Here is a 26,322-nt window from a genome sequence, read left to right on the forward strand (position 1 = left end):
TTTGATTCGATTCCATTCACTTTCTGTGAGTTCATATCGTTTCGTTCCCATATCAATAGTTTACTAAATCATATCCGTTTGTGCAACTTTTGTTTTTCAAACATGGCCTAATCGTCGTTGTTATAGTTTTAATCACAGTTGTGCTTGGTACAAAACAATATAAACAAACCAAAGAAGCTCTGAACGATGGCAGCATCATCAAACGCGATGCAGATTTTATTGAAACAACAGAGAAGTTTACACTGCAAAAGGTGGACTTCCCAGCAGTTATTTGCGCATTGAAAGAAACGGATTTCAGCAAGGCTGGCGTGTCAGTTAAGGGTTCTACGCAGGAGGGCGCAGTCAATTTCAGCGGCAGTAATTGGGCTGCACGGCTGGTTCCACTACAGAGTGAGGCAGATACATATTCTTACTCGTTCAGCTTTACCAAATGGCAGACTTACCGGGGAATGCCACAGAACATTACCGCTATGAACATGACCCTTACCGCTCTGGAGAAAATGTTCCTCAAGCTTGACCCTAACACGAAGGTAGAGAGTTGGAAGAACAAGACGAAAACCAAACCCAGCTTTTTAAGCTGAAACTGATTATAGGGAGGGAAAAGTTATGCCACAATGGATTTTAGTAGTTGCTGGATTTACTATCGTGCTTCTTTTGATCCGCTATGTCATCAAGCGGGTGCTTTACAAGGGCTTCGATGTGGTTGAAAACGCGATTAAGGACAAGAAAAACAGAGCAGAGTCACATGAGCCGGAAAACCTTGCGGATCGATACAAAAAATGAGAAGCGAGGTGGCGAGAGCGATATGAAAAGATGTTTAGCGCATTTACTTGTACTGGTGTTGCTATTAACGGCGCTCGTCGGATGTGGCGGCGTGAATGATGACGATAGACAAAGCGGCGGAGATATTAATACGCAGATAACTGCGAAAAAAGTAACGCCAACGCTATCCAATCATTCCGGACTTGAGCACTATTTGCAGGCCCAATACGGAGACGACTCTCTTTCTAACTATGTCTTTTGTGATTTTGATATTGATAACGAGGAGCGATTAATCCTATCATATAACACGGAACAGGTGAATGATGACGGACAAGAATTTGTCGTACAGATTATGTTTGCTGATCCAAGGTTGTGGTATACGGAGATGTCGACGCCGCAAGTACAGATGCCAGTGATCGTAAATGCAGTCGCGGAAACGGTAGAAGTATTTAATCACTCAAATTATGATAGTGTGATTAAGAAACTGACATTCACTACTTCAAATAGTTCGTATACCCTTTATGTTTCAATTATTGACAATAACATTCTTGGCCCGAGTGAAAATGGTATGGTGCAAGCCATTTTCATGCCATGGGGAGATGATCGGGCGAGAGGAACTGTCTCCCAATATTATTATGTTTTTGCCGACGAAAAAAACGAAGTCATTGTGCCTGGAACGGTAGACTGCTATATGTATGCCACCGTGCAGGACTACAAAGATGCTCTGCTCAACTTCAGCGCAAGCGAACAAGGATCATTGTGTGAATGGTATGAAACGAAGTATGAATACGATGCCAATGGCTATCTCCAAAAAGTGTCGGAATCATGCAGTATGGATGGTAACTCAATTGGGCCAGATGATCTTGAAACCACGTATCAGTATGAATATGAAGATATGCACTGCATACGACTGACGATTGATAGCGTCTATTGGAACAACTGCGAATATCAATACATATATAGTGCCGACGGACTATTGAGTGAAATTGTTTTGACCTCGGATGACAATGGATCTCACGCAATTTCGGTCACTTATAACGCTGATGATTCATTTAGTTATACGAATTAGGCCACAATAATAGAATGGTAAACATTTTGACCCGGATAATTTGAGAATTGGTGCAAAACGTGTCATAATTATGACGGCCTAAAATGAACCTCCACAGTGACGTCTTAACACATGACGAGTGTTCTTATAGCATTTGAAAAGCTGTAAGAACACTCGTTTTTTGTTTTGTTTTTTACCCGATACTTTCGGCTAGAACGTAGTTCTAGCATACACATCCTTTCCGGTATTGACGGTCACACCGAGAATTGGCAGGAACTGCATTTGGGAGCTCGTGATTTCTCCCACACGCTTATACGCTTCCAATTGTAAACCTCGTTCTTCTCAACCAATTCACCCAGCATCCGAGGCGCGCCTTCCGTACACGGGTGTATTGGCGCACCAAAAAGGTAAACATACCGGATTTTCCTGATTAAAAAAAGATTTCATCCTTTCGAAAACTCGTCATCCAGAAAATACCCACTTCCCTTCGCCACTTTGGTCAGCAGTTTTTCCGGTTGCCGATGCTACAATATGTTTTCCCTCAAGAACAACGTTGCATAGAGGATTGGTTCAACGGTTCAACCCCAAGCCACAACGAAGAGGTAATCGGCTCTACAGGGCATTATTTGAGCCACCCTCGCCTATTTGTGCAACAGGAGCGCATAAAAAAGCCAGCAACTTCGGTGCTTCAACCGTCCGAATCCCTTGTCGCTCAGCCAATGTATTCCCAATTCACAGCTTTAGCGCTCAAGTAGATGCGCCGGAAATTGCAAACGAAAGTCTTACATTCTAGATGGATCTAAGGGAGCATTCTGCAGAAGATGAAACACAGCAAATGCCGAAAATCCAAAACCGTCTTTATGAACAGACAACTACCATTGCAATCATGTTGAAAAACGGTATGATTTCGCTTCCGGATCAGATATTTCCCGGTGCCAATAAACCTTTCCAAATAAAGCAGAAACTCAAAGAGCTAGGTTAAATAGGTAGATTTCGCAATTTGTTTTGATAAAAAGTGTGTGGTAGCTTTATCCCTACATACTTTTCTCCGAATCATGTTCAAACACTTCAACAAGCACTTTTTGCTCCTGAATTGTAACTACATGACTACTTCGAACTTAATAATACAACTGCTGCCGGAAAGCGCGTAATGTTAGCAGAATCAATTAAAAACAACAAAAACCGCCCTTTTTAGGACGGTTTTGGATGGTGGACATTGACGGGTTCGAACCGCCGACCTTCCGCACGTCAAGCGGATGCTCTTCCAGCTGAGCTAAATGTCCATAACTCGGACGATGGAAAATCATCGTCCGGATAAATTGTCTTACTTCTTGCAACGCTCCAGATATTCACCGGTACGAGTGTCAATCTTGATGCGCTCACCCTGCTCAATGAACAGCGGAACCTGAACGGTTGCGCCGGTCTCAACGGTCGCAGGCTTAAGCGTGTTAGTCGCAGTATTGCCCTTGAAACCAGGATCGGTCTCGGTAATCTCCAACTCTACGAAGAGCGGTGCCTCAACCGCATAGACATTGCCCTTGTAAGAGCAAACCTTGCAGTTTTCATTTTCCTTCACGAAGCGGAAATCATCACCAAGCGTATCCTTGCTGATCGGAATCTGCTCATAGGTTTCGTTGTCCATGAAGTAGTACAGATCACCTTCGTTGTAAAGGTACTGCATGTCACGGCGCTCTACATAAGCTGCCTCATATTTATCGGTCGGATTGAAGGAACGCTCCGTTACCGCGCCAGTGATGACATTCTTCATCTTTACGCGAACGAACGCCGCACCCTTGCCCGGCTTTACGTGCTGAAACTCAATGACCTGCAGCACCTGACCGTCCATTTCAAAAGTTGTGCCGTTACGAAATTCGCCTGCCAGCATATCGGTATTCCTCCATAGTGATTTATCCTCATTTTGACTGTCTCTCGAACAGTGCTTGTTTATTCTACCGCAAATTTCTTCTTTTTGCAAGAGGTAATTATAATTTTCTTGAAATTTTTTTGCGGGCACGGAAAAAGGCGGCGCAGCCGCAGGCCGCGCCGCCTTCACATCCGCTTTGGGAATATGTGGCTTAATCAGCAGCAGCAATTGTTGCCGCAAGTGCAGCAGCCGTTATCCGAACCGCAGCCACAGCCGTTGCCCTGCTCACAGCAGATCCAGATCAGGATGATAACAACGATGATCCACCACCAGTTATTCTCGCCAAAAATAGAGTTAGAAGAGCACATAAGGAATTTCCTCCTATTAAAGATTTCACTTCATACTATGGAGCAACTCCTCATGTGGTGACAGATGCGCTAAAGGATTTTTCCGCGCAGGCCGTCACGATGCAATTCTTCCAATCGCACCTCGACCGGTTCGTTCTTTTTTACCCGCTCTTCCTCTTCTATATATATAGGAAAACCATATGTGCCGTGCGCCGCCCAAAAACCGTCTGTGCGATGCTCGGGCAGTACGGTCAATTCTCTTCCGACAAAGCCGTGACGATATGCTTCACTCAGCCGCAGCGCCACTGCTTTGGCTCGCTCTGCGCGCGCCGCCTTCTCCTGCTGAGCAAGCTGTCCCGGCAGCTTTGCCGCGCGCGTGCCCTCCCGCACGGAAAACGGGAACACATGCACCGCCGCAAACGCGCAGCGTTCGAGAAACGCCAGCGTTTCTGCGAACTCCTCCTCGGTTTCTCCCGGAAAGCCTACAATTAAATCGGTGGTGATGGAGGCGTCCGGAATCACCGCGCGAATCCGTTCCACCGCCTGATAATATTCCTCTGCCGTATATTTACGCCCCATGCGCTGCAGCACACTGTCGCAGCCGCTTTGCAAGGAAAGATGGAAATGCCGAGCGAGGTTAGGCAAACCTGACAACCGACTGCAAAAATCCGCATCAACCACGCGCGGGTCAAGGGAGCCAAGTCGGAACCGCATCTCCGGGTGTGCCGGCAATAAATCGCACAGCAGGTCTGTCAGCGAAACAACGGGCTGCAAATCCCGCCCATATGACGCAATCTCGATTCCTGTCAGGACAACTTCGTGCACACCCTGCTCTTCCAAACGTGCCGTTTCCTGCTCTGCCAGCACGGGCGGCAACGAGCGCACCCGCCCTCGCGCATATGGAATAATACAATAGGTGCAGAAATTGTTGCACCCATCCTCTATTTTCAGCAGCGCGCGCGTCCGGCCTCTTGGAACCCCGGCCGGCAGCACTTCATATCTTTCCTCCTCCGATGCGCAGCAAGATGCCGTCTCTCCTTGCACCGCAGCTTCGCACAGCGCAATCACCTCCGCACGATTGCCCGTTCCGCAGATGAGGTCGACCTCGCCCGTCGCGCGCACGCGCTCCGGATCGGTCTGCGCAAAACAGCCGCAGGCCGCAATCACCGCCCGTGGATTGTCCTTGCGCAGCCGATGGAGCGCACGGATGTTCTTATGGTCGGACACCGATGTAACCGTGCAGGTGTTGATAATAACCGCATCCGCATCCTTGTCCACAATTTCATGCCCGCGCGCCTGTGCCAGCTGCTCAAGCGCCTGCGTTTCAAACAGATTGACCTTGCATCCCAAGGTGAAAAAAGCAAACTTCATGAAAGCCCCTACCAAATTGTTGTATTTGCTGCCCTATTGTATCACAAAATAGCGGTTTTTCCAACCGATTTTTAATTCGCATTTGACAAACGGCGGCAGCCATGCTATACTGTTTCCATAATGTAACTTTAACTTGTAACCGTTTTGTAACTATAAGGAGTGCACAAAATGCCTACCACCGCCAAGAAGAAAGAACTTCTGGAATATAAAGGACACCCGCTGATGCGCAAGGAAAACATCATTTATTATGGTTCCATGAGTGATTCCCACATTATTATGATGCAGATTCTGGATGCCGGCGAGGTCAAAGGCCTGCCGGTCGCCAAGCGCGTTTCCGTTCAATTGCAGCAGACGAACCCCAATGTGCGAATCAAGGATCGCATCGTAAAAAAGACTGAGAAAAACAGCCTGTGGGCCGCCATGGACATCGCCTCCATCTGGCTCGGCCGAGCACTGAACAACAAGTAAACCACACTTTGCTTTGACAAACGGAGGCTTATCCATGAAATCCACAAAGAAATTATTCCGCATCGCCGTCACCGGCATGCTTGCCGTATCCATGCTTCTTCCTAATTCGCTGGCTATGTATCAGGCGAAAGTAAAAGCGGATGCGCTGTATCTGCGTGAGTCCCCCGGCGGTGAGGTGATCGCCACCCTGTCGCAGAACACCGTTGTTGCTGTCCTGAACAACAGCAGCAGCTGGTATAAGGTCGTTGCCAACGGCAAGGAAGGCTATGTCAGCGGCGAATATCTGACCGGCACCACCGCTACTGATTTTTCGCTTGGCAAGGCAAAAATCGTCTGCGACACCACGGTAAACTTCCGTTCTCAGCCGAGCACCTCTTCCAGTGTGCTTGCGTCTTTGAAAAACGGCACGGTTGTCGACGTGACCGGTGTGCAGAGCAACTGGTATAAGGTTACATATAACGGCAAAACCGGCTATGTACATCCGGACTATATCAGCTTCTCCGGCGTACAGAGCACAAGCGCGAATTCCGGCAGCACTGCTACCAATAATTCCGGCACTTCCGAAACCATCGTGCCTTCCACCAATGTAGTTTCCTATACCGGCACCAGCGAGAAGCGCGCAGAGGTTTTGGATTATGCCGCACAGTTCCTCGGAACCCCGTATGTATACGGCGGCAGCACACCGAGCGGATTTGACTGCTCCGGCTTTACCTCGTATGTCTTTGCCAACACAGTCGGCTCTATTCCGCGTGTTGCCCAGTCCCAGTTTGACGCAACCACGCGCGTAGCGCTCGAGGATCTTGAGCCGGGTGATCTGGTATTCTTCGGCAGCAGCCCCTCTTCCATCAGCCATGTGGGCATCTATGTCGGCGATGATACGTTTATCCACTCCCCGCATACTGGTGAAGTGGTCAAGTATGAGCCGCTTTCCGGCAGCTATCTGACCCGTTTCCAGGGCGGTGGCCGTGTTATTTTTGATTAAAAAGGACAACCCTATGCTTTAAAACGGCATGGCCAATTTGGTCATGCCGTTTTTCGTTCTGTAATTTTCAATCTCCTGCCCAAGGCTTTGCCTCGTTTGCTACGCTGTTAACTGCAATGCGCCGTCTGTCCATTCCAGTTTTTCCGGCTTAAATCCCGCTTTTTCCAAATGCTCATTGATGGACGTCGCTACCTGATCGGTTAACGCCGTAATCAGTTCCGCCGGTACGGCAATTCCACCAATTTCCGCATTTTCACATTGCAGCACAATCTTCCTTTCCGCCACGGAAGCCGTCCATACCCCATACATGCGACATTCATCCGGCAGAAACAACAGCGCAGTGCGCAGTCCTCCCGACACCAACCCACTCTCCTGCAAATCCTGCTTACGCACCAATACCACAACGGAAATCGTTTCATCCGCTCCAATCTGCGCGGTGATTTCCCGCACCGGTATTGGTAGGGCCTGCTTTATCAACTCGCATAAATCCGTTTCACGCAATTCCATTCCCGTCTCCTCCTGCTCCGGTAAAGTCGGAGCGCCCGCTTCCGGCGAAGCACCCTGCTCCGGATGACCCAGCAGCATCCTGCCAATCATCAGCAGGCACAACAGCATGCACACGCCCAGAATAATGGTATAGACAGGGCTTCTTTCTTCCTGCATCCCAGCGCCGCCCCCTTCCTACACGCTCATTCTATGCGTCGGCAGCCACGCTTATGTATCCGTGTACCCTTCGGCTCTGTGCGGTGTGCATGAACCAACACGGCCGTACTTCTCTTCCGTATTCTACAAATAATAGAAAAACAATTGACCTCTCTTTTTTTCCATGCTATGTTATAATTTAGTAGTTTTCTCCTTCTATTCGACATACTCTGCGCTGCTGCACCACGTTGCGGCAGACCGAAGTATCCCTGTTTTCCTCATTTTCCATGGAGGTTACGTATGAAGATTTTTCCTATTACCGAGGAACTCCTCCCCGCTTTTTCCCCCTTGCTGCCCGACCGCTTTTCCATACGCTCAACTGTCTTGCTGGGCGCCAACTGCGACGGTGTAAATTGTGGCGTCATTGCCTTGAACATCATGGGGGAACGCGCCAGCATCTGCTGGTTCTGGGTTGCACCGGCTCACCGTCGGCATGGCGTGGGGGAAGGACTTCTCCATCAGGCATGTGTGCGCATTTTCGAAAAGATACGCCAGCCCATTGCCAGCATCACCGTCAGTTATCCGTTTGACGCCGACTGGACACCGGTGATGGAGCTGATGTTATCCCGAGAAGGTTTTTTGACCAAGGCCCTTGCCTTCCCACACTTTCGCTTGACCCGTGAAGAGCTGGAATCCGCTCCCGTTCTGTCCCCTAACGCCCATGTTGACTGGCACGACAGTGTCCTTCCCCTATCCGACCTTTCAACGGCACAATGGAACGAAATCCGCGCGCACTATGAACGAGAGGGCAACTATCAGGCCAGCCGGGCGGAATACCATCTTGCCGACCCTGCAACCAGTCATGTGCTTCTGATGGAAAACCGCCCCGCTGGTTTGACTTTGGTACAGCAAACCGCCCCCGGCATGTTCCATTTAAATGTATTCAGCATCCGCACAGGCTGTGTGACCGGCGGGCTTGCCATACTGCGCAGCACCGCACAAGCTATGCTGGAGCATGGCCTGACTGAGCTTTCGTTTGACTGCGTGGAGGAATCCGCCAGCCGTTTGGCTTACCGCCTGCTGCAACAGCACGGAAAACGCATCTTTCTCTGTCAGGGGCAACTGATGCGAGGCTTTTACAGAAAGGACGGGATGAACCATGGGTAAGACACTCCATGCGAACCGACAACAGCAGCAACACATCGAAACCACGCACACCGTCCAGCAGGAGATGAAGCAGTTCGATCCTGTTTCTCCGCAAATGGCGGCGCATCTGCGCGCCACCACGGAGGCGGAACTGCAAGAGGCGCAGAAAAATATTAAAAAACTGAGCAAAAACGAGCGTCGGAAATTACAGGATAAGAAAAAGGCTCTCGATGCTGCGCTCTCCCCGCAGGCGACGCAGGCTTTTTATCAGCCCGGCCAACAGATGCAGGATAACATGCTGCAAGCACTCAAATCCGTCGAAGAAAATGCCTCCACACAGGTTTACGCACAGGTGCTGACGCAAACGGTGGGTGACCCCCTGTCGCTGGACCAACTGACCACACAGGAGCAAACGCCTGCATTTACCACACTGTGTCATCTGCTAACCCTGCTGCAGCGCTGCACCCCCTCTACGATGGATGAAACACAGCTGTCCGGTCTGGTGGAAGTCTACCATTCGCTAGAACTGGGCGCCACCGCACCCAGCCACCGCTACCTGAACGAAATGGCAGGGCTTGACACTGAAAGCCGTTTTGTACTGCTGTATCACTGTGTCTCCGTCGCGCTCGAGCATATGGTAGAGCATCTGCCACCCGAACAGGTCAATCAGGCGGTTTTTGCTAAACTGTACGGCGTCGCGTCCGCTTCCGGCATGGCGGCAAGCAAACTATGCTGCAGTCAGGCCTTCCAGCAGCAATGGGCCAAGCATATTGCAGAGCAAAGTCAAGCCGAACAGGAAAAGAGAGAGAGCCCCGAAATCCTGCGCGCCAAGCGGGCTTATCTGCGTACGGGCGTTTCCTCCGATGGAAGCATTCCGCAGAAGTGGCTGCTCGGTCCCTATGCCGAATTGGCGGAACAGGTGCTCGGTCCGGAAAAAATGCAGCAGCCCTGGCGGGAGTTTGCCGTTTCTGTACAACGGTTGCATGAAGCGCTAGAGCGTAATCTGCCCGCTCTGGATCGCGCACTGGACGCCTACCAGACCCGCGAACCAGCGCTGCAGCTGCTGCGTGATTCGGTGGCGCAGACACTGAGGACCAACCTCGGCACACGCCTGCTCACCGATACTCTGGAAGAACAGTCTCAGGAATTGGAGCAGGCCATCACCGCTGCACTGGAAAGCCAGACCGAGCATATCAAACTCTATCACGAGCGGCTGGAGATTCTGCGCAACCATCCCAAGCTCAAGCTGCTGCAAGGCGCAATGGACAGCTGGCTGATACAAAATCTGCTTCTCGAGCAGAGCGATGAAACGCTCTTTCAGCAGCAGCTCGAGCATTTGTCCCAGCAGGCGGAGGAAAATCTCGCTGATGTGCAGAAAATCCTTGAGGATTCTCTGTCCACTGCCAGCCGGGAGATTGTAATGAACAAGCTGATTGAAAAAGAAAGCTATCTGTTTCTAACCGGCTCCCCCGGCGCAATTTCCGCCACAGTATACCACTATCTGCGCAATTTACAGGCAGCTATACCGGAAGCGGCCCATATTGAAGCCACCTTCCGCGTTGCCATGCGCCAAGCCGGATTGCAAAACCGCTGGGGCAAGCTGGCTGACCGCCGGGTCGTACAGGCGAAGGCGGATAATCTGGACAAAATGAAAGCGGCGCTTACAGGACTGAAAAAGCGGATCGACGATAATCTGAACATTCTGGACGCGCAGCAGGCTGATCTCACCATGTCCCCGGCAGCATGGAAAGAGCTGGACGCATGGGCCATGGACCAACTCGACCAAGAGGCTGAAGCTTTTAAAACCGCTCTGGACAACAAGCTGAAAACACTTGAGCGCGGCGCTTCGGAAACCCATGTAGACCACGCGCACGCCCTATATGGCACAAAGGGCGATTTCCTGCAGCCTACCAATCATGCGCAGAAGGGCATCATCCGGCAACAGTTGGAAGGCGAAGCCCTTTGCCGTTGGTCCGGCTTTGGCGGGCTGTTTGACAGCTACTCCGAACCAATCCTGCAAGCACTCGACCAGCTCCTGTCTCAGCAGGTCTTCGGGCCGGTTCGCAGTCTGCACGATTTGGACAACCTCCCCCGCAGCGAAAGTGCCACGCTCATTCGTCAATGGCGCAGCACGTTGGCGCAGGTGGCCGAGCCGTGGAGTTCGCTTTCCTTCCCACAGACACGGCAAATTCTCATCCGTATGCTGCCCGGTATCCTAAAGGGAGACATCACAACCGAGAACTTCCGTCCAATGGCCGAGCAGATACAGCATCGTCTGATACAGGAAACCACTTCTGTAGAACTTCGGTTCCTGACACAGGTCGGCCAGGAAAAGGCCGAGACAGGACAGGTGCAGTACCGCTATCTGGATGCACGCCGCGGCGGACATTTCTTCACCAAGGGCAGCCGTCCAGGACGCCGTGTGGAACGTTTCCAGCAAGCCGAACAGATTTTGAGCGAACTGCAGGAAAAGAATTTGGATGACAGAGCCATCCGCCTGTGCCATGCGCAAGTACAGCAACATGCACTTGTCGAACCTTCCACGAAAGACCCCATCCGCGTCTATTGGGACCGCATCAGCAAGTCGGAGTGCGCACACGAAATGCTGTTATCCGGCTATGAGGATGTTATTTTGTCCGCACCGGATATGGCTCGCGCCCTTACCCATGATGAGCGCGACGCTTATGAGAAAAAGCTGCGCGCTATGGACAGAAGAATTCAAGCGCACCGGAACGAGCTGGAGCAAAAGCTGCAAACGGCTAATCTCCCTGCCGAACAGGCGCAACAACTGACCGATAACTTCCGTCAGATGATTGTCAGACTGGATGAGCAGGAGCGGGAGGAAAACCTCACCCGCTTTGGCGTCGCCAGCTGGGCAGACGCCATGAAGAAGCTGGACGCACTCCTTGCCAAACCGGAGCAGCTGACGCAGGCGCAATCACTTTCTCAAGCAATCGACGCGCGTGTCCATGAACTGCGCACCGCAGGCAACGGCGTACTCCAGCCCATTCTGAACCGTCTTATGCAGCAGCCGAGCGTCTGGACCACCCTGTCCACCGGCAGCAATGTGGATATGGAGCAGCTGACGAAGACGCTGCTGGCTCAATACGAAGCGCCGCTGCGTCATTTGAAGGAAAGATACTTTAACGACCCCTTCCTCATCGGCCAGATGGTGGAGGAGTGCTGGCAAAAGCTCTCCACCCTAAAACCCAACGACTGGCCGTGGGAACAGGAATTTTACACCCTTTACGGACAAATCACCCAGCACAAGGCCGGACAACCGACCATCGATGATAAAATCCATAAAATCGTCAACGCCAAAGAGGGGATTCGCCGCACCATGGCGCCCTATCTTTATGATTTGATTCAGGAGGAAGGTTCTGCTTTCCTGCTTCACTCCAGTAAAACAATCGACCAGTTTCTGACCGACCACTCCGAGCCGCTGCTGACCAATATGGAAGCGCTCAACACCTTCCTGAGCAGCCATCCGCATGAGCAGCGCATGAAAGAGGGTTTTCGTCAGTATCTGCGCACCAAGCTGTTCTATACCCCGGCGGATCAGTTTGCCGGTGATTTGGACCGGCTCTTCCGGCAGTATCAGCAGCTGGACTCAGATGAAATGGACAACGTGCAGCGGAGCAAGCAAATCATGAGCCAGCGCGCATCCGTCATGACGCAGATCGAACAGCGGAAGGCTGCAGGCCGGCAGGCTGATACCGATGCTGCCCGTCTGCAAGAGCTGAGTGGGATTTCGTCGCCCATTCTGGCGATGACAAACATCCAAAACCCGCAGATGCGCACCATTCAGCAAACAACAGAGCGCATCAAGACGCAGTATCCTGACGCTTCCCCCTTTGTGCAGGGCTGTCTAATCGAGCGCGCCATCGCGCAAGATGACGCCGCAGCGCTGGACGCACTCAATACCGAATTGACCGAGCTGATAACTGTACTTTGCGAACAGGGCGTAAATGGCGAAAAGCTCGAGCACTCCGAAGCAGATGCATTCACGACCTACCTGTTGACACACCGGAATGGTGCACTCAATCAGGACCTGCCCGACCGACTGTCCACCTTCCGCAACGCCCGCAGCCTGATTACAGCAGTCACAGCGCTGGAAATCAAAAATCCCGCACTGGACGCAGAACGACAGCAAGTAGCCGACGGTCTGGCTGCGGGGCTGTATACTCTGCCGCCGGAGGAATTCCAGTCGATGGCCGAAAAGCGGCTGTCTTATCTGCGTGCTGTCATTCAGATAGAAAGCGTGTGGACCGCGCTACTTGCGCCCTACAAAGAGGATGAGCGGCAAACGCTGTACATGGGTCTGCGCGACTACTTCCATACCGAATTACTGGAGGGCACCGCCAAGCTGGATATCGAGTCAATTCGTACGCAGACGCAGACGCTGCTGTCTGACGAGCTGTCGCGACAATATCTCATCAACTCCTCCTCTTTGCTGGGGAATATCTCCTATGATGGCCTGACCAGCTCGGAGGTCACCCCCTGCACTATGGTGGACCGTAATGGCTTTGAAGCCTATCTGGCCGAGCATGCTGACAAATCCCTGCTAAATGAATACAACGCACTGGATAAAAACCAGCGGCAAATCTTTGCACTGACGCTGACGGCGCCCGGCAAGTTTGGTCTTGCGCTGCCCAGTAATCAACTGCTGCAAAGCGAACAGGCAAACCGCAGCCGCCAAATCTTCATCCAGAACACACTGCAAACCTACGTGGAAACGGGCGAATTTTCGGCGCCGATCAACTATACTATTGCGCTCAACCGGCTGAAAGACAGTAACGGCACCTTTGGCCCTGCCTCGTTCCGACAGGCGATGGACTTTACCCTACTCTGCATCAGCCGTCGGCAGGAAAACCAGCCCCTTGATCTGGACCGTCTGACAGACAGCTACGAAACTCGCACAGAAGCACGGCGTCTGCGCACCAGCAATGTCCCCGAACCGATTCAGCCCGAAACGCTCACCACCTTCCACGATTTGTCCGATGTGCTTCAAAAGCAAGGCGGCGAGTCCCATACCGCTTTGATGGACAAGCTCGGAGCACTCAGCCCCATGCAGCAAAATCTGCTCATCTGGATATTGCAGGATCGCACCGTGTTGGACTATACCCAGCGGGTCAGCCTGTGGGCAGTCGGCGGCGGCGCCGTCCGCGGCGTTGTCCATGAGGAAAAGCGCCTGGATATGCTCACCGGCTATGCCGACAGCAGCCAGTGCCCACAGTTTACGGCCGAAAGCCTTGCACATGCGCTGGACACGCTGTACAGCTATCAACTGCGTGATGATGTGGACTTGAACCACCGCCTGCGGAAGGAAGACTTTGTCGGCCTCAATCGCAAAAGCCCGGTAGACTGGGATCTGCTCGATCGCGCGATGGACTTCCTACAGGAGATGGAACATGAGCAAACGCGCCTGACCGCTGTGAAAAATGCTAAGGACGCCGTTATGATAAGCAACAATGAAACGGTCAAAGCGCAATATGCAAAGCAAAGCAGTCTGCCCGAAACATTCGACACGCCGGAGCATGTGGATGCATTCCTGCGGGAGCAAGCGGAGCTCGACGGCCAGCAGGCCGTATACGCCGGCTGGCTGAATCTGGATGAATCGCAGCGTACCCTGTTCATCAAGGCGCTGGGGCAGCGCGATATTCTGGACGTATCCAAACAGGACGCACTGTTCAGCCTCTTTGGTATCCAGGGACGGGATTATGTCAACCCGCGCGCCCGTTTCTCGCTCATCGACGAGCATCTGCATCATGCGCAAGGTACACAGGGTTTGCAACTTAAAGCAATGGACTGCCGCAACGCCATCCTGACCGCTCTATCCTTCCAGATCAACGACAGTGTAGATTTTACCGACCGCACCATTCGTGTCGGCGCGAAACACCTGCTTTCCAAACGCGACACCGCGGTCGACTGGAAACTGGTCAGTCGTGCACTGCAATTGGTTTACCGCACCACCAACGAACGCAATATTTTTCTGGAGGACCGAGAGCTTTATGTTTCCGAAGGCGATTTGAGCCAGACTGGCGCATTCCATTTTGACGGCGGTTTTCTGCGCCAGAACCTGCATAATTCCGGCAACCGCTTCACCCGCTTTATGGGACGGCGCGTGCGTGCCCGCATAGAGGAACAGATTCCGGGTCCGGCCAAGCGCTTGGCACTGATGTTGCTGCCGACCAAGGTCTCCAACCGCATCAATCGAGTGCTGGGGGCCGAAGAGAGCGGTGGCCTGTCCTTTGATAAGGTGCGTGCCGGCGCCGAGAGCTTCACCAATACGGTTAAGGATTTCCATGAAAATTATGAGGACAAAATCAGCAGCGTAATCGGAGAAAAAGCCTCCACGGTGCTGGGCGAAAAGCTGGAAAAAGCCAGCTCGCATCTGGGATATCTGAATGCAGGCATCTCGGTCGGAAAAAACCTCTCCAAAATAGGCGATCTGAATGACGCCCAAGAAGAGGCGGAACGCGCCAAACGCCGAGAGCAGGCTGCACCGGCCGAGACCGCGCCCCAGACCGAAGAGCAAAAAGCGCGCAGCGACCGCGCCCGTAACCGCAACCAGCATCTGCAGAAACAAGGCGCAAGCAAAGCCGAAAGCCGCCAAATCGACGAGATAGTCCAAACCATGAGCAGTCTGGTTGGCGGTCTCATTGGCGACGCAGTGGGCGACGAGAGCGGACTGATTGCAAAAGTGGTTGAAGAAGCTGGAGAACTGGTCAATTTCCTGCGCAATTGGTTTCAGGACAAGAAAAGTGTACAGCAGTATTATGCGCATCGCGACGAAGGCGCGCAGCTGCGTGAAACGCTGGAGAAGGCCGGTTTGACACTGTCACCGAAGATGGACGACCTGTCGCTGATTCGTCAGGCAAGAGGCTTTGAAGATACTACAGAGATGGCTTCTTTTGTTGGTTTGAATATTGTCCGTTCGCTTCTGTTCTGTGCTGGTCCCTACAATCCGCAAGGCTCGACGCGGATTTTGGCGCTTGCCACGTTGACCGTATTGGGACAGACGCAAGCCATCGGGCAATATGACAGCGAAACCGCACAAAGCGTATACGACGCTCTGATGGGCGGTCAGTACCGATAAGAATTCCGGCATGCCGTACAATCCATGACACACGAAAAAGGGGCGCTCCTTTCGGAGCGTCCCTTTTTTTGTTTGGTGCTGTCGCCGTTCGACTCAGCCGCCGCACTTGCTGCCGCAGCCGCAGCCACCCGAATTGCTGTTGCCGCTGCCGCAGCCACAGCCGTTCGAGCCGCCGCTCAGCGTGCCGCACAGATTCTCGCCGCATTCCTGCTTGGGCGGGAAGAATTCATCAATCGGGAATTCAAAGTTTGCGAAAATCTCGCAGGGGTCCTGTTCTCCGCCTACGCCGCTGTTCGAGCAGTCGCGACGCGGCAGGCAGATATCATACGCCGGCATGAGCAACTGGATATCGCGCTCCAGGCGGATGATGGCAAACTGGCCGAGCGTAACGAACAGCTGATAGCCGTCGTTATCCAGAACCAAATTGTCACCGCCGAAGCAGGAGCAAATCGGGCGCGGTACCTCGTGCAGTGCGCAGCAGCAGCAGTTGCACGAAGTCTCCGGTGCAACCACGCGCGCATCCAGCACGATGGGGTCAACCACCTCGACCACAGCGGTCGGCTTGTTGCTGTCGGGCGCAAGCTGAACATCCATGCCGTCCTCCACATAACGGGAGGAGAAGATACGGGCGCCGCCTTCGCCGCCGAACAGTACCACGCGCTTGTCAAATACGGCCAAGCCGTCAATGATGCGCGGACGGCCGACTACACAGCTCACCTCGCACTCGATGCGATAGAAGAAGCGGATATCAACCGTATAGCAGCCACGGTTAAACGGCTGCAGAGGTTACCACATTTGTTTTTTCTCTTTTTTCGAGAAGATTCCACGCCAATTCCTGTCACTGCACAACAAAAGCCGCCCGATTGGGCGGCTTTTCTGCTGTGATTGTAACTTGTCAGGCAGCGTAGGACTGCCCCGGCAATTTATTATTCATCGTCCTGCAAGGCATCAAAGCCCTCTGCGCCCGTGCGCACCTTGATGACGTTCTCCACGTCGTAAACGAAGATTTTGCCGTCGCCGATGTGACCAGTGTACAGTACCTTCTTGACCGTTTCAACCACGGTTTCCACCGGAACCTTGGATACAACGACTTCCATCTTGATTTTAGGCAGCAATGTCATATCCACCTCTGCGCCGCGGTAATACTCCGCCGCACCCTTCTGGACGCCGCAACCAATGACATTGGTCACCGTCATGCCGGATACACCGATTGCACCCAGCGCATCCTTAAGCACTTCAAACTTGGACTGCTTGGTAACGATAACAATTTTGGTCAGCTTGTGTTCGCTGCCCTCGGTAGTAATCTTGGTGACCGGAACCGCCTTCTCTACAGCAACCGGAATGGTATCCAGCATGGATGCTGCCTTTTCGGCCGCCTTGGTGCCCAGTACGTTCGGCACCACCGGCATAAAGTCTGCATACGCCGAGGACAGGCCGTGTTCGGGCTTGTCGAGACCCATAATTTCTTCTGCCTCCGAAACACGCAGGCCGATGGTATGCTTGATGATCTGGAATACAATCGTCATCGCAATGGCAACCCACGCAATGACCGCTACCATACCGAGCGCCTGAATAGCAAGCGCATGCACGCCACCGCCATAGAACAGGCCGACCGGTGCAATCTCAGTGCTGCCATACGCATAGTAACCAAACAGGCCAACCATCAGCGTACCGGTCGCACCGCACAGACCATGTACGCCAACCGCGCCGACCGGATCGTCTACCTTGAGCTTCTGGTCGACAAATTCAATACCAAATACCACAACAAAGCCTGCGATGATGCCAATGACCGCCGCGCCAAAAGGCGTAACCGTGTCGCAGCCCGCCGTGATGGCAACCAGACCCGCCAGAGAACCGTTGAGCGTCATAGAAACATCCGGCTTCTTGTAACGAATCCAAGTGATGCACATCACCGTCACGGTCGCAACCGCAGCTGCCATGTTGGTGGTCACAAAAACACGGGCCGCAACCTCTGCGCCCTCACCGGACAGAGCAACCGTGGAGCCGCCATTGAAACCAAACCAGCAGAACCACAGGATGAATACGCCCAGCGCACCCAGCGTCAACGAATGGCCGGGAATTGCGCGTGCCTTGCCATCCTTGGTATACTTGCCGATACGGGATCCGAGGATAGCCGCGCCAATAAACGCCGCCACGCCGCCAACCATGTGCACCGCCGTAGAACCGGCGAAATCATGGAAGCCCAGCTCAGCAAGCCAGCCACCGCCCCAGATCCAGTGACCGGAGATCGGATAAATGATGGCCGAAATAATCATGGAGTAAATGCAGTAGGCCGAGAACTTGGTGCGCTCCGCCATCGAACCGGAAACAATTGTCGCTGCTGTTGCGCAGAACACAGTCTGGAAAATGAGCGTAGTCCAGTTGTATCCTTCGCCTACGACGCCGTCGGCCAGAAAATCAAAGCCACCGAAAAAGCCGTTCATCGAACCGAACATGATGCCAAAGCCCACCAGCCAGAAAATCGGCGTACCAAGACTGAAGTCCATCAAGTTCTTCATGATGATATTACCTGCGTTTTTCGCACGGGTAAAACCGGTTTCGACCATCGCAAAGCCCGCCTGCATGAAAAATACGAGCGCTGCGGCGATCAGTGTCCAGCCGACATCCATCGAGGTCGCAAGTGCATTGAAATCCATTGTTAAAACCCCCTAAAAATTAAAATGGCGTGTATCCCCTGCCGCCTTTAAGGCAAGCAGGAAACACACGCCATTGTGTACGAAGATAAAATATATGCAAGTATGTGAGTATGTAAGTATATGCAAGTATGTAAGAATTTTTCCGCGCGCTACGCGGCATGATTCTGCAAACCGTATCGCGGTATGCATCAAATGTCCCCACTTTGCCGGGGCATTTGTTACGCCGACCCCGCGGCCTTTGACCACGTCGCTCGGATGTCGGTACTCGGTTTGTTTCGGGACTAAGTTCCGTATACAGGGGGCTTATGAAGCCCCCTATACGTTTTTAAACGTAGAAGAGGATATCCGAGTAGGTCGGGAACGGCCAGTACTTCTTGCCCACCAGCATTTCCAGCTGATCGGCCGGTGCACGAACCGCATCCATTGCGGGCAGAATCGTATCGTGATAATAATTAGCGACCGTCTCCGCGTCCGCTGCGGGCGCTTGCTCTACCGCCGTATCCAGTGCGCGGCCCTTGGTGTACAGTTCCTCGGTCAGCGCGGATACGCGGCCCAGCAGATCAGCTTCCATGCCGCCTGCAACACCGGCCTCCTTCTTATTCTTAACCGTCTTGGCCAGATCGCTCTGATACGCAACGCAAGCCGGCAGAATTTCCTCACGCACCATATCGCTCATGGTCAGGGCCTCGATGTGCAGCGTCTTGTAATACTCCTCCAGCAGCGCTTCTTCACGGGATTCCATCTCCACGCGGCTGTATACGCCGTGACGGGTGAACAACTCGACATTGGCCTCATCCGTATAGTGCGGCAGTGCGTCCGCAGTAGACTTGAGGTTATGCAGACCGCGCGCCTCTGCCTCAGCCACCCAAGCATCATCATAGCCGTTGCCGTTGAAGATGATGCGCTTATGCGCCTTGATTTCTCGCTTAATCAGTGCAACCAGTGCAGATTTGAAGTCGTCCGCCTTCTCCAGCTCATCCGCGAACAGACGAAGCTCCTCAGCTACCGCCGTGTTAATCATGATGTTCGGGCAAGCGATATTGATCGCGGAACCCAACATACGGAACTCAAACTTATTGCCGGTAAAGGCAAAAGGCGAGGTACGGTTGCGGTCGGTCGTATCCTTCGGGATGTCCGGCAGAACGGAAACGCCCAGATCCATCTTGGTCTTGGCCATGTCGGTGTAATCCTCACCGGATTCGATCGCATCGAGAATCGCCTGCAGCTCGTCGCCAATGAACATGGAAACGATAGCCGGAGGCGCTTCGTTCGCGCCCAAGCGGTGGTCATTACCTGCAGAGGCAACCGAAATACGCAGCAGATCCTGATATTCGTCCACTGCCTTGATGACCGCAGTCAGGAACAGCAGGAACTGTGCATTCTCGCTCGGGGTCTTGCCCGGCTCGAGCAGGTTTTCACCGTCGTCGGTCGAAATCGACCAGTTATTGTGCTTACCGGAACCGTTGACGCCGTCAAACGGCTTTTCGTGCAGCAGGCAGATGAAGCCGTGCTTCTGCGCTACGCGCTTCATGACCTCCATAGTCAGCTGATTGTGATCGGTTGCAATGTTGGTGGTGGTAAACACCGGCGCCATCTCGTGCTGCGCGGGTGCAACCTCGTTGTGCTTGGTCTTGGCGAAAATGCCGAGCTTCCACAGCTCCTCATCCAGTTCCTGCATAAACGCAGCAACACGCGGACGGATGGAGCCAAAATAGTGGTCCTCCATCTCCTGCCCCTTGGGCGGCTTTGCACCGAACAGAGTGCGGCCGGTGAAAATCAAATCCTTGCGCTGCGCGTAGTCCTTCTTGTCAATCAGGAAATACTCCTGCTCCGGGCCTACCGTGGTCGCCACGCGGCGAACATTCTTGCCGAACAACTTAAGTACACGGCATGCCTGCGTGCTGATGGCTTCCATCGAACGCAGCAGCGGAGTCTTTTTGTCAAGAATTTCGCCGGTGTAAGAGCAGAACGCCGTCGGAATGTAGAGCGAACCGTCCTTGACGAACGCATAGCTGGTCGGGTCCCACGCAGTGTAGCCGCGGGCCTCGAAGGTCGCGCGCAGACCGCCGGACGGGAACGAAGAGGCATCCGGCTCGCCCTTAATCAGTTCCTTGCCGGAAAACTCCATCATTACGCTGCCGTCATCCGTGGGGGAAATAAAGGAATCATGCTTTTCCGCCGTCACGCCGGTCATCGGCTGGAACCAGTGGGTGTAGTGCGTTGCGCCCTTAGACACCGCCCAGTCCTTCATCGCCGTTGCCACTACCGCAGCAACGTCAGCGTCAATGGCCGTACCTTCCCGCATGGTTTTCTTCAGCTTTCTGTAAACGTCCTTGGGCAGACGTTCCTTCATCACGGTCTCATTAAAGACCATGCTGCCGAACAACTCTGGAACATTCTTTGCTGTGTTCATGAATGGTTCGCTCCTTTATATGTGAATTTGTTACCCAACGAATGGAATATAACAAAACAGGCGCTGCGGGTCGTGTTCCCACAGCGCCTTTGCTGTTAACACTTTGCATTATAGCGGGCAAACCCGCCTTTGTCAAGGGATTCAAACACTCTTTTTCGTCGGAAGAACCGATTTGATGCAACCTTCTGAAAACCAACTGAAAATGCATCGGTCATTCTATGCAAATTGCGAAAAAATGATGTTTTCCACTGTTTTCCCGCTTGACGCTGTCCCCTGTTGTGCTATACAATAGAAAAAGGACAAAGGCGTCCACGATAACCGGAGATCAAAAAAAGCGGTCTCCGGTTATCGTGGACGCCTTTTTTATATTGTATCCTAATTCTCCGCCCCGGCAGCGGTTTCCCGATGAAAGCGCGCCGGCGGCCGGCCTCCCCGCAGCGGGACGCCCTGCAACGCGCATATCGCGCATATATAAAGGAGGAAGCACCATGTTGCAAAAAGAAGGCAAAATCCGTATTCCCGCCGGCTGTGCGATCTCCGGCATCTTCCACAAGGACGGCACACGGGAGAACGGCACGCGCATCATCGACTCCATCCGCACCATGCACGACCGTTCCAATGGTCTGGGCGGCGGTTTCGCCGGCTATGGCATTTATCCCGAGTACGCAGACTTCTATGCGTTCCATGTATTTTATGATACGCAGAACGCCAAGGATGAATGTGAAAAAGAGCTGGAGCGGCACTTCGACATTGTCAATCTTTCCAAGATTCCAACGCGCCGCCATCCCCGTATCACTGACGAGCCGATGATTTGGCGCTATTTCGTCACCCCCCTGCATACCAAGCTGGCAGCCAGTCAGCTCGATGAGCGCGAATTCGTCGCCCGCTTCGTCATCCGCATCAACCACACGCTGGACGGCGCTTACATTTTCTCTTCTGGTAAGAACATGGGTGTATTCAAGGCATCCGGCTTCCCGGAGGATGTGGGCGAGTTCTACCGGTTAGAGGAATACGAAGCCTACTCGTGGACCTGCCACGGCCGCTATCCGACCAACACGCCCGGCTGGTGGGGCGGCGCGCATCCGTTTGCACTGCTGGACACCACGGTCGTACATAACGGCGAAATTTCCTCTTATGATGCAAACCGCCGTTTTATTGAAATGTTCGGCTATTCGTGCGACCTGCTGACCGACACCGAGGTTATCACCTACATCGTCGATTATCTCGGCCGCAAGCTCGGGCTGACGCTCGAGGAGATCAGCCGCGTCATCGCCGCGCCGTTCTGGTCTACCATTGAAAAGCAGGAGCCGGCCGAGCGTGAGCGCCTCACTTATCTGCGCAACGCGTTCGCCTCTCTGATGGTCACCGGGCCCTTCTCCATTCTGGTTGGCTACGAAGGCGGGCTGATGGCACTCAACGACCGCCTCAAGCTACGCAGCATGGTAGTCGGCGAAAAGGACGAAACCGTATATATTGCCTCGGAAGAATGTGCCATTCGCGTGATTGCGCCCGAACTTGATCGGGTATGGGCACCGCGCGGCGGCGAGGCTGTCATTGTGAGCTTAAACGACGGAGGGAAGCAGTAATGGCTATTGATTTTCTGTATCCGCAGTACGAGGTCGTACGCAATTACGACCGCTGCATCGCCTGCCGTGCCTGTGAGCGGCAGTGCGCCAACGAAGTGCATTTTTACGATCCCGAATTTGAAAAGATGATGGTGGACGAGAGCAAATGTGTCAACTGCCACCGCTGCGTCTCGCTCTGCCCGACGCGCGCGTTGAAAATCGTCAAGACCGACCACACCTTTAAGGAAAACGCCAACTGGACGGGCAAGGCCATTTCTGAGGTTTACCGTCAGGCGGGTTCGGGCGGCGTACTGCTGTCCTCGATGGGTAACCCGGAACCGTATCCTATTTACTGGGACAAAATCCTCATCAATGCATCGCAGGTCACCAACCCCTCGATTGACCCGCTGCGTGAGCCGATGGAGACAAAAACCTTCCTCGGCAAAAAGCCGGGCAAGATTGCGCGCGACGAAAACGGCCGCCTGATTCCCAATATGTCCCCGCAGCTCGAGCTGAATGTGCCGATCATGTTCTCCGCAATGAGCTACGGCTCGATTTCCTACAACGCGCATGAATCGCTTGCACGCGCGGCCTGCGCACTCGGCACCTATTACAACACCGGCGAGGGCGGCCTGCATCAGGACTTCTATCAATACGGCCCGCACACCATCGTGCAGGTTGCGTCCGGCCGCTTCGGCGTACACAAGGACTATCTGGAAGCAGGCGCAGCCATCGAAATCAAGATGGGACAGGGCGCAAAGCCCGGCATTGGCGGTCATCTGCCCGGCCACAAGGTCGGTCCGGATATTTCCAAGACCCGTATGATCCCGGAGGGCACGGACGCCATCTCCCCTGCCCCGCATCACGATATCTACTCGATTGAGGATCTGCGGCAGCTCGTGTTCTCGCTCAAGGAAGCGACCGAATACAAAAAGCCGGTTATGGTCAAGATTGCAGCCGTACATAATGTGGCCGCCATCGCCTCGGGCGTTGCCCGCTCGGGCGCAGACGTCATCTGCATTGACGGCTACCGCGGCGGTACAGGCGCAGCTCCGACCCGCATCCGTGACAATGTCGGCATTCCGATCGAGCTGGCGCTCGCAGCGGTCGATCAGCGGCTGCGCGACGAGGGCATCCGCGATCAGGTTTCCGTGGTTGTCGGCGGCTCGATTCGCAACTCGGCCGACCTCTTGAAAGCCATCGCGCTCGGTGCGGACGCCTGCTACATCGCCACCTCCGCTCTGCTCGCGCTCGGCTGCCATCTGTGCCGCTCCTGCCAGACCGGCAAGTGCAACTGGGGCATTGCGACCCAGCGCCCCGAACTGGTGAAGCGTCTCAACCCCGATATCGGCTCCCAGCGCCTGATCAATCTGGTCACCGCATGGGATCATGAGCTGAAAGAAATGATGGGCGGCATGGGTATCAACTCGATTGAAGCGCTGCGCGGCAACCGACTGATGCTGCGCGGTCTGGGCCTGACCCAGAAGGAGCTTGACATCCTCGGCATCAAGCACGCGGGCGAATAAGGAGGAAAGCGACGATGAAACGGGTTTATGTTAATGAAAAATGGTGCCTTGGCTGCCATTTGTGCGAATATTATTGTGCCTTTGCCAACTCCGGCAAGTCCTCGATGGTTAAGGCGCTCAAAGACCATAAAATTGCGCCGCGTATCCGCATTGAGGAGCGCAACAACATTTCCTTTGCAGTTTCCTGCCGCCACTGCACCGACCCGCTGTGCGTCAAGGGCTGCATTTCGGGCGCACTGACCATCGTGGATGGCGCGGTGCATATTGACTCGGACAAGTGCGTCGGCTGCTACACCTGCATCCTGTCCTGTCCGTACGGCGCGCTGTCGACCTCCAACGAGGGCGCAATCCAGAAATGCGAGCTGTGCGCCAAGAACGAGTTTGGCCAGCCCATGTGCGTACAGGGCTGTCCGAACAAGGCCATTGTGTACGAGGAGAGGTGAAACGCATGAATTACGTGATTATTGGCAATGGCACCGCCGCGGTCGGCGCGATTGAAGGCATCCGCGCCGTCGATTCCACCGGTCCCATCACGGTCATTTCGGATGAGATTTATCCGGTGTACGGTCGTCCGCTCATCTCCTATCTGCTGCTCGGCAAAACAACCGAGGACAAAATGCTGCACTACCGTCCGGCTGATTTTTATGAGAAAAACGGTGTCAAAACCATGCTCGGCTGCACCGTCACCAAAATTGACGCTCCGGCAAAGACCGTTCTGCTCGAGGGCGGAGAAACCGTGCCGTATGACAAGCTGTGCATCTGCACCGGCTCACGGCCGTTCGTCCCGCCTATGGAGGGCTTGGACACTGTGCAGAACAGGACCAGCTTTATGACGCTGGATGACGCCAAGCGGCTGAACACCATGCTGGGCGAGGACAACGACAAGCGCGTACTCATCATCGGCGCGGGCTTGATTGGTCTGAAATGTGCCGAGGGCATCTACCAGCGCGTCAAAGAATTGACCGTCATCGACCTTGCGCCCCGCATCCTGCCCAACGTGCTGACCGAAGTACCTGCCGCTATCATCCAGAAGCATATCGAAAGCAAGGGTGTGCGCTTCATCCTCGGGGACAGCGTCGCCCGCTTTGACGGCAGCACCGCCACCCTGCAAAGCGGCGGCACAATTGACTTTGATGTGCTGGTCATTGCGGTTGGCGTGCGGCCAAATACCGAACTGGCAGCGGACGCAGGCTGCGAAGTAAACCGCGGCATTCTGACCGATGACCGCTCCGCCACCACTGTGCCGGACATTTACGCGGCGGGCGACTGCACGGTATCGCATGACATCACTGCGGACACCGACCGTATTCTCGCCATCCTGCCTAATGCCTATATGCAAGGTGAGACCGCAGGACGCAACATGGCGGGTGGCAACACGTCCTTTGACAAGGCCGTTCCCATGAACGCATCCGGCTTTATGGGTCTGCATATGATTACTGCCGGCTCTTACGACGGCGAAACCTATCTCGAACAGGACGACGAGCACTACAAGCTGCTGGTGACGCGCGACAACCATCTGGTCGGCTTCATTATGATTGGGGACGTGGATCGCGCGGGCATCTATACCTCTCTTATCCGAGAGCGCACCCCACTCGACACCATCGACTTCGACCTCATTCGTGAAAAGCCGCAGCTGATGGCATTCTCCCGCGCCGAACGCGCGAAAAAGTTAGGAGGCGCACACTGATGACCACCGTACAGGCAAACCTTACTTATTATCAGCAGCTCAATGAGCAGATTCGCGCGATTGACGACACTGACATTACGGTCGAAAACGTAATCGGCCAGCGATACATCGGCTGCGGCTCGGCAGACCACACCATCACCATCCACGGCACGCCCGGCAACGGCCTCGGTCAGTACCTGAGCGGCTCGACCATCGAGGTGTTTGGCAACGCACAGGAAGCGGTTGGCGACACCATGAACAAAGGCGATATTATCATCCACGGCAACGTGGGCGACGCCTGCGGCTACGGCATGCGCGGCGGCCGCATCTTCATCGAGGGCGACTGCGGCTATCGCGGCGGCATTCATATGAAGGCCTATGAGCAGCACTTTCCTGTCATCGTTATCGGCGGCAAAGCCGGCTCGTTCCTCGGCGAATATCAGGCCGGCGGCCTGATTCTAGTACTGGGCCAAGGACAGAACGGCGCATACCCTGCGGGAAATTTCTGCGGCACCGGTATGCACGGCGGCAAAATTGTGTTAAGATGTGATAAAGCCCCGGCCGGTCTGCCGCGTCAGGTGCTGGTCAGCCCGGCGTCGCAGGCGGACCTCGATGGCATCGCGCCGTATGTTGAAGAATACTGCCGTCATTTTGGCGGCGACGCTGCCGCTTTGCTCGGACAGCAATACTATGTGCTGTCTCCCAATCCGGAAGCCGGTTACCATCAGCTTTATACCTATGAATCCTGATTTTGTGCCTCATCGGC

The 26,322-nt window shown here is 53.9% G+C and carries 19 protein-coding genes and 1 tRNA gene; 12 read left to right on the forward strand and 8 right to left on the reverse strand.

From position 1 onward, the window contains the following. Positions 1–80 precede the first annotated feature (80 nt). From ACTQ34_RS04740 to ACTQ34_RS04750, 3 genes are read left to right on the forward strand one after another with little or no spacing between them, the layout of a single operon-like run. Positions 81–581 (forward strand): hypothetical protein, encoded by a 501-nt coding sequence (locus tag ACTQ34_RS04740; RefSeq protein ID WP_441362741.1) that lies wholly within the window; start codon positions 81–83, stop codon positions 579–581. Positions 582–606: 25 nt separating this feature from the next. Next, positions 607–783, forward strand: coding sequence for a hypothetical protein (locus ACTQ34_RS04745; protein WP_441362742.1), 177 nt, complete (start codon positions 607–609; stop codon positions 781–783). Next, the gene (locus ACTQ34_RS04750) at positions 746–1,831 is read left to right on the forward strand and encodes a hypothetical protein (protein WP_441362743.1); all 1,086 of its coding nucleotides are present in this window, start codon (positions 746–748) and stop codon (positions 1,829–1,831) included. Before ACTQ34_RS04745 ends, ACTQ34_RS04750 begins: the two co-directional genes overlap by 38 nt. 1,186 nt (positions 1,832–3,017) lie before the next feature. Here ACTQ34_RS04750 and ACTQ34_RS04755 read toward each other — a convergent pair. The 4 genes from ACTQ34_RS04755 to mtaB all read right to left on the reverse strand — a co-directional run bounded on the left by ACTQ34_RS04755 (position 3,018) and on the right by mtaB (position 5,392). Beyond that, a tRNA-Val gene (locus tag ACTQ34_RS04755) sits at positions 3,018–3,093 on the reverse strand. A gap of 41 nt (positions 3,094–3,134) precedes the next feature. Beyond that, positions 3,135–3,695 (reverse strand): elongation factor P, encoded by a 561-nt coding sequence (efp, locus tag ACTQ34_RS04760; protein ID WP_297284238.1) that lies wholly within the window; start codon positions 3,693–3,695, stop codon positions 3,135–3,137. A 194-nt stretch (positions 3,696–3,889) separates the two neighbouring features. After that, positions 3,890–4,042 (reverse strand): hypothetical protein, encoded by a 153-nt coding sequence (locus tag ACTQ34_RS04765; protein WP_373163361.1) that lies wholly within the window; start codon positions 4,040–4,042, stop codon positions 3,890–3,892. Positions 4,043–4,111: 69 nt separating this feature from the next. Beyond that, positions 4,112–5,392 carry a tRNA (N(6)-L-threonylcarbamoyladenosine(37)-C(2))-methylthiotransferase MtaB gene (gene mtaB, locus ACTQ34_RS04770; protein WP_441362744.1) on the reverse strand — a complete coding sequence of 427 codons (1,281 nt, stop codon included), beginning with the start codon at positions 5,390–5,392 and terminating at the stop codon, positions 4,112–4,114. Between the two features lie 168 nt (positions 5,393–5,560). Between mtaB and ACTQ34_RS04775 the strand changes: the two genes are divergently transcribed. Both ACTQ34_RS04775 and ACTQ34_RS04780 read left to right on the forward strand, forming a co-directional pair. Then, positions 5,561–5,860: a hypothetical protein gene (locus ACTQ34_RS04775; protein ID WP_441362745.1), complete on the forward strand. Its 300-nt coding sequence runs from the start codon at positions 5,561–5,563 to the stop codon at positions 5,858–5,860. A 34-nt stretch (positions 5,861–5,894) separates the two neighbouring features. Next, the gene (locus ACTQ34_RS04780) at positions 5,895–6,842 is read left to right on the forward strand and encodes a C40 family peptidase (protein WP_441362746.1); all 948 of its coding nucleotides are present in this window, start codon (positions 5,895–5,897) and stop codon (positions 6,840–6,842) included. A 99-nt stretch (positions 6,843–6,941) separates the two neighbouring features. Here ACTQ34_RS04780 and ACTQ34_RS04785 read toward each other — a convergent pair whose 3' ends face one another. Further along, positions 6,942–7,505 carry a hypothetical protein gene (locus ACTQ34_RS04785; protein WP_441362747.1) on the reverse strand — a complete coding sequence of 188 codons (564 nt, stop codon included), beginning with the start codon at positions 7,503–7,505 and terminating at the stop codon, positions 6,942–6,944. A 279-nt stretch (positions 7,506–7,784) separates the two neighbouring features. Between ACTQ34_RS04785 and ACTQ34_RS04790 the strand changes: the two genes are divergently transcribed. After that, the gene (locus ACTQ34_RS04790) at positions 7,785–8,651 is read left to right on the forward strand and encodes a GNAT family N-acetyltransferase (RefSeq protein WP_441362748.1); all 867 of its coding nucleotides are present in this window, start codon (positions 7,785–7,787) and stop codon (positions 8,649–8,651) included. Next, positions 8,644–15,729 carry a hypothetical protein gene (locus tag ACTQ34_RS04795; RefSeq protein ID WP_441362749.1) on the forward strand — a complete coding sequence of 2,362 codons (7,086 nt, stop codon included), beginning with the start codon at positions 8,644–8,646 and terminating at the stop codon, positions 15,727–15,729. Before ACTQ34_RS04790 ends, ACTQ34_RS04795 begins: the two co-directional genes overlap by 8 nt. Before the next feature lie 93 nt (positions 15,730–15,822). Here the strand turns inward: ACTQ34_RS04795 and ACTQ34_RS04800 are convergent, their stop codons facing one another. The 3 genes from ACTQ34_RS04800 to ACTQ34_RS04810 form a co-directional block, all read right to left on the reverse strand. Then, the gene (locus ACTQ34_RS04800; protein WP_441362750.1) at positions 15,823–16,446 is read right to left on the reverse strand and encodes a hypothetical protein; all 624 of its coding nucleotides are present in this window, start codon (positions 16,444–16,446) and stop codon (positions 15,823–15,825) included. A 209-nt stretch (positions 16,447–16,655) separates the two neighbouring features. Beyond that, positions 16,656–18,386, reverse strand: coding sequence for an ammonium transporter (locus ACTQ34_RS04805; protein WP_441362751.1), 1,731 nt, complete (start codon positions 18,384–18,386; stop codon positions 16,656–16,658). 325 nt (positions 18,387–18,711) lie between these two features. After that, complete coding sequence (locus ACTQ34_RS04810) at positions 18,712–20,799, reverse strand: glutamine synthetase III family protein (RefSeq protein WP_441362752.1); 2,088 nt, start codon at positions 20,797–20,799, stop codon at positions 18,712–18,714. A 488-nt stretch (positions 20,800–21,287) separates the two neighbouring features. On the opposite strand from ACTQ34_RS04810, the gene ACTQ34_RS04815 reads away from it, so the two are divergent. Genes ACTQ34_RS04815 through ACTQ34_RS04835 form a run of 5 tightly spaced genes read left to right on the forward strand, consistent with a single transcriptional unit; the run spans position 21,288 to position 26,305 of the window. Continuing rightward, positions 21,288–22,385, forward strand: coding sequence for a class II glutamine amidotransferase (locus tag ACTQ34_RS04815; protein ID WP_441362753.1), 1,098 nt, complete (start codon positions 21,288–21,290; stop codon positions 22,383–22,385). Beyond that, a complete protein-coding gene (locus ACTQ34_RS04820) occupies positions 22,385–23,890 on the forward strand; it encodes a glutamate synthase-related protein (RefSeq protein ID WP_441362754.1) in 1,506 nt (501 codons plus the stop codon). Before ACTQ34_RS04815 ends, ACTQ34_RS04820 begins: the two co-directional genes overlap by 1 nt. Positions 23,891–23,904: 14 nt before the next feature. After that, the gene (locus ACTQ34_RS04825) at positions 23,905–24,333 is read left to right on the forward strand and encodes a 4Fe-4S dicluster domain-containing protein (RefSeq protein ID WP_441362755.1); all 429 of its coding nucleotides are present in this window, start codon (positions 23,905–23,907) and stop codon (positions 24,331–24,333) included. Between the two features lie 5 nt (positions 24,334–24,338). Beyond that, a complete protein-coding gene (locus ACTQ34_RS04830) occupies positions 24,339–25,577 on the forward strand; it encodes an NAD(P)/FAD-dependent oxidoreductase (protein ID WP_441362756.1) in 1,239 nt (412 codons plus the stop codon). Further along, complete coding sequence (locus ACTQ34_RS04835; RefSeq protein ID WP_441362757.1) at positions 25,577–26,305, forward strand: glutamate synthase; 729 nt, start codon at positions 25,577–25,579, stop codon at positions 26,303–26,305. Before ACTQ34_RS04830 ends, ACTQ34_RS04835 begins: the two co-directional genes overlap by 1 nt. The last annotated feature ends 17 nt before the right edge of the window (positions 26,306–26,322 follow it).

This window comes from Agathobaculum sp. LCP25S3_E8, from assembly GCF_052117165.1.
Lineage (GTDB): Bacteria > Bacillota > Clostridia > Oscillospirales > Butyricicoccaceae > Agathobaculum.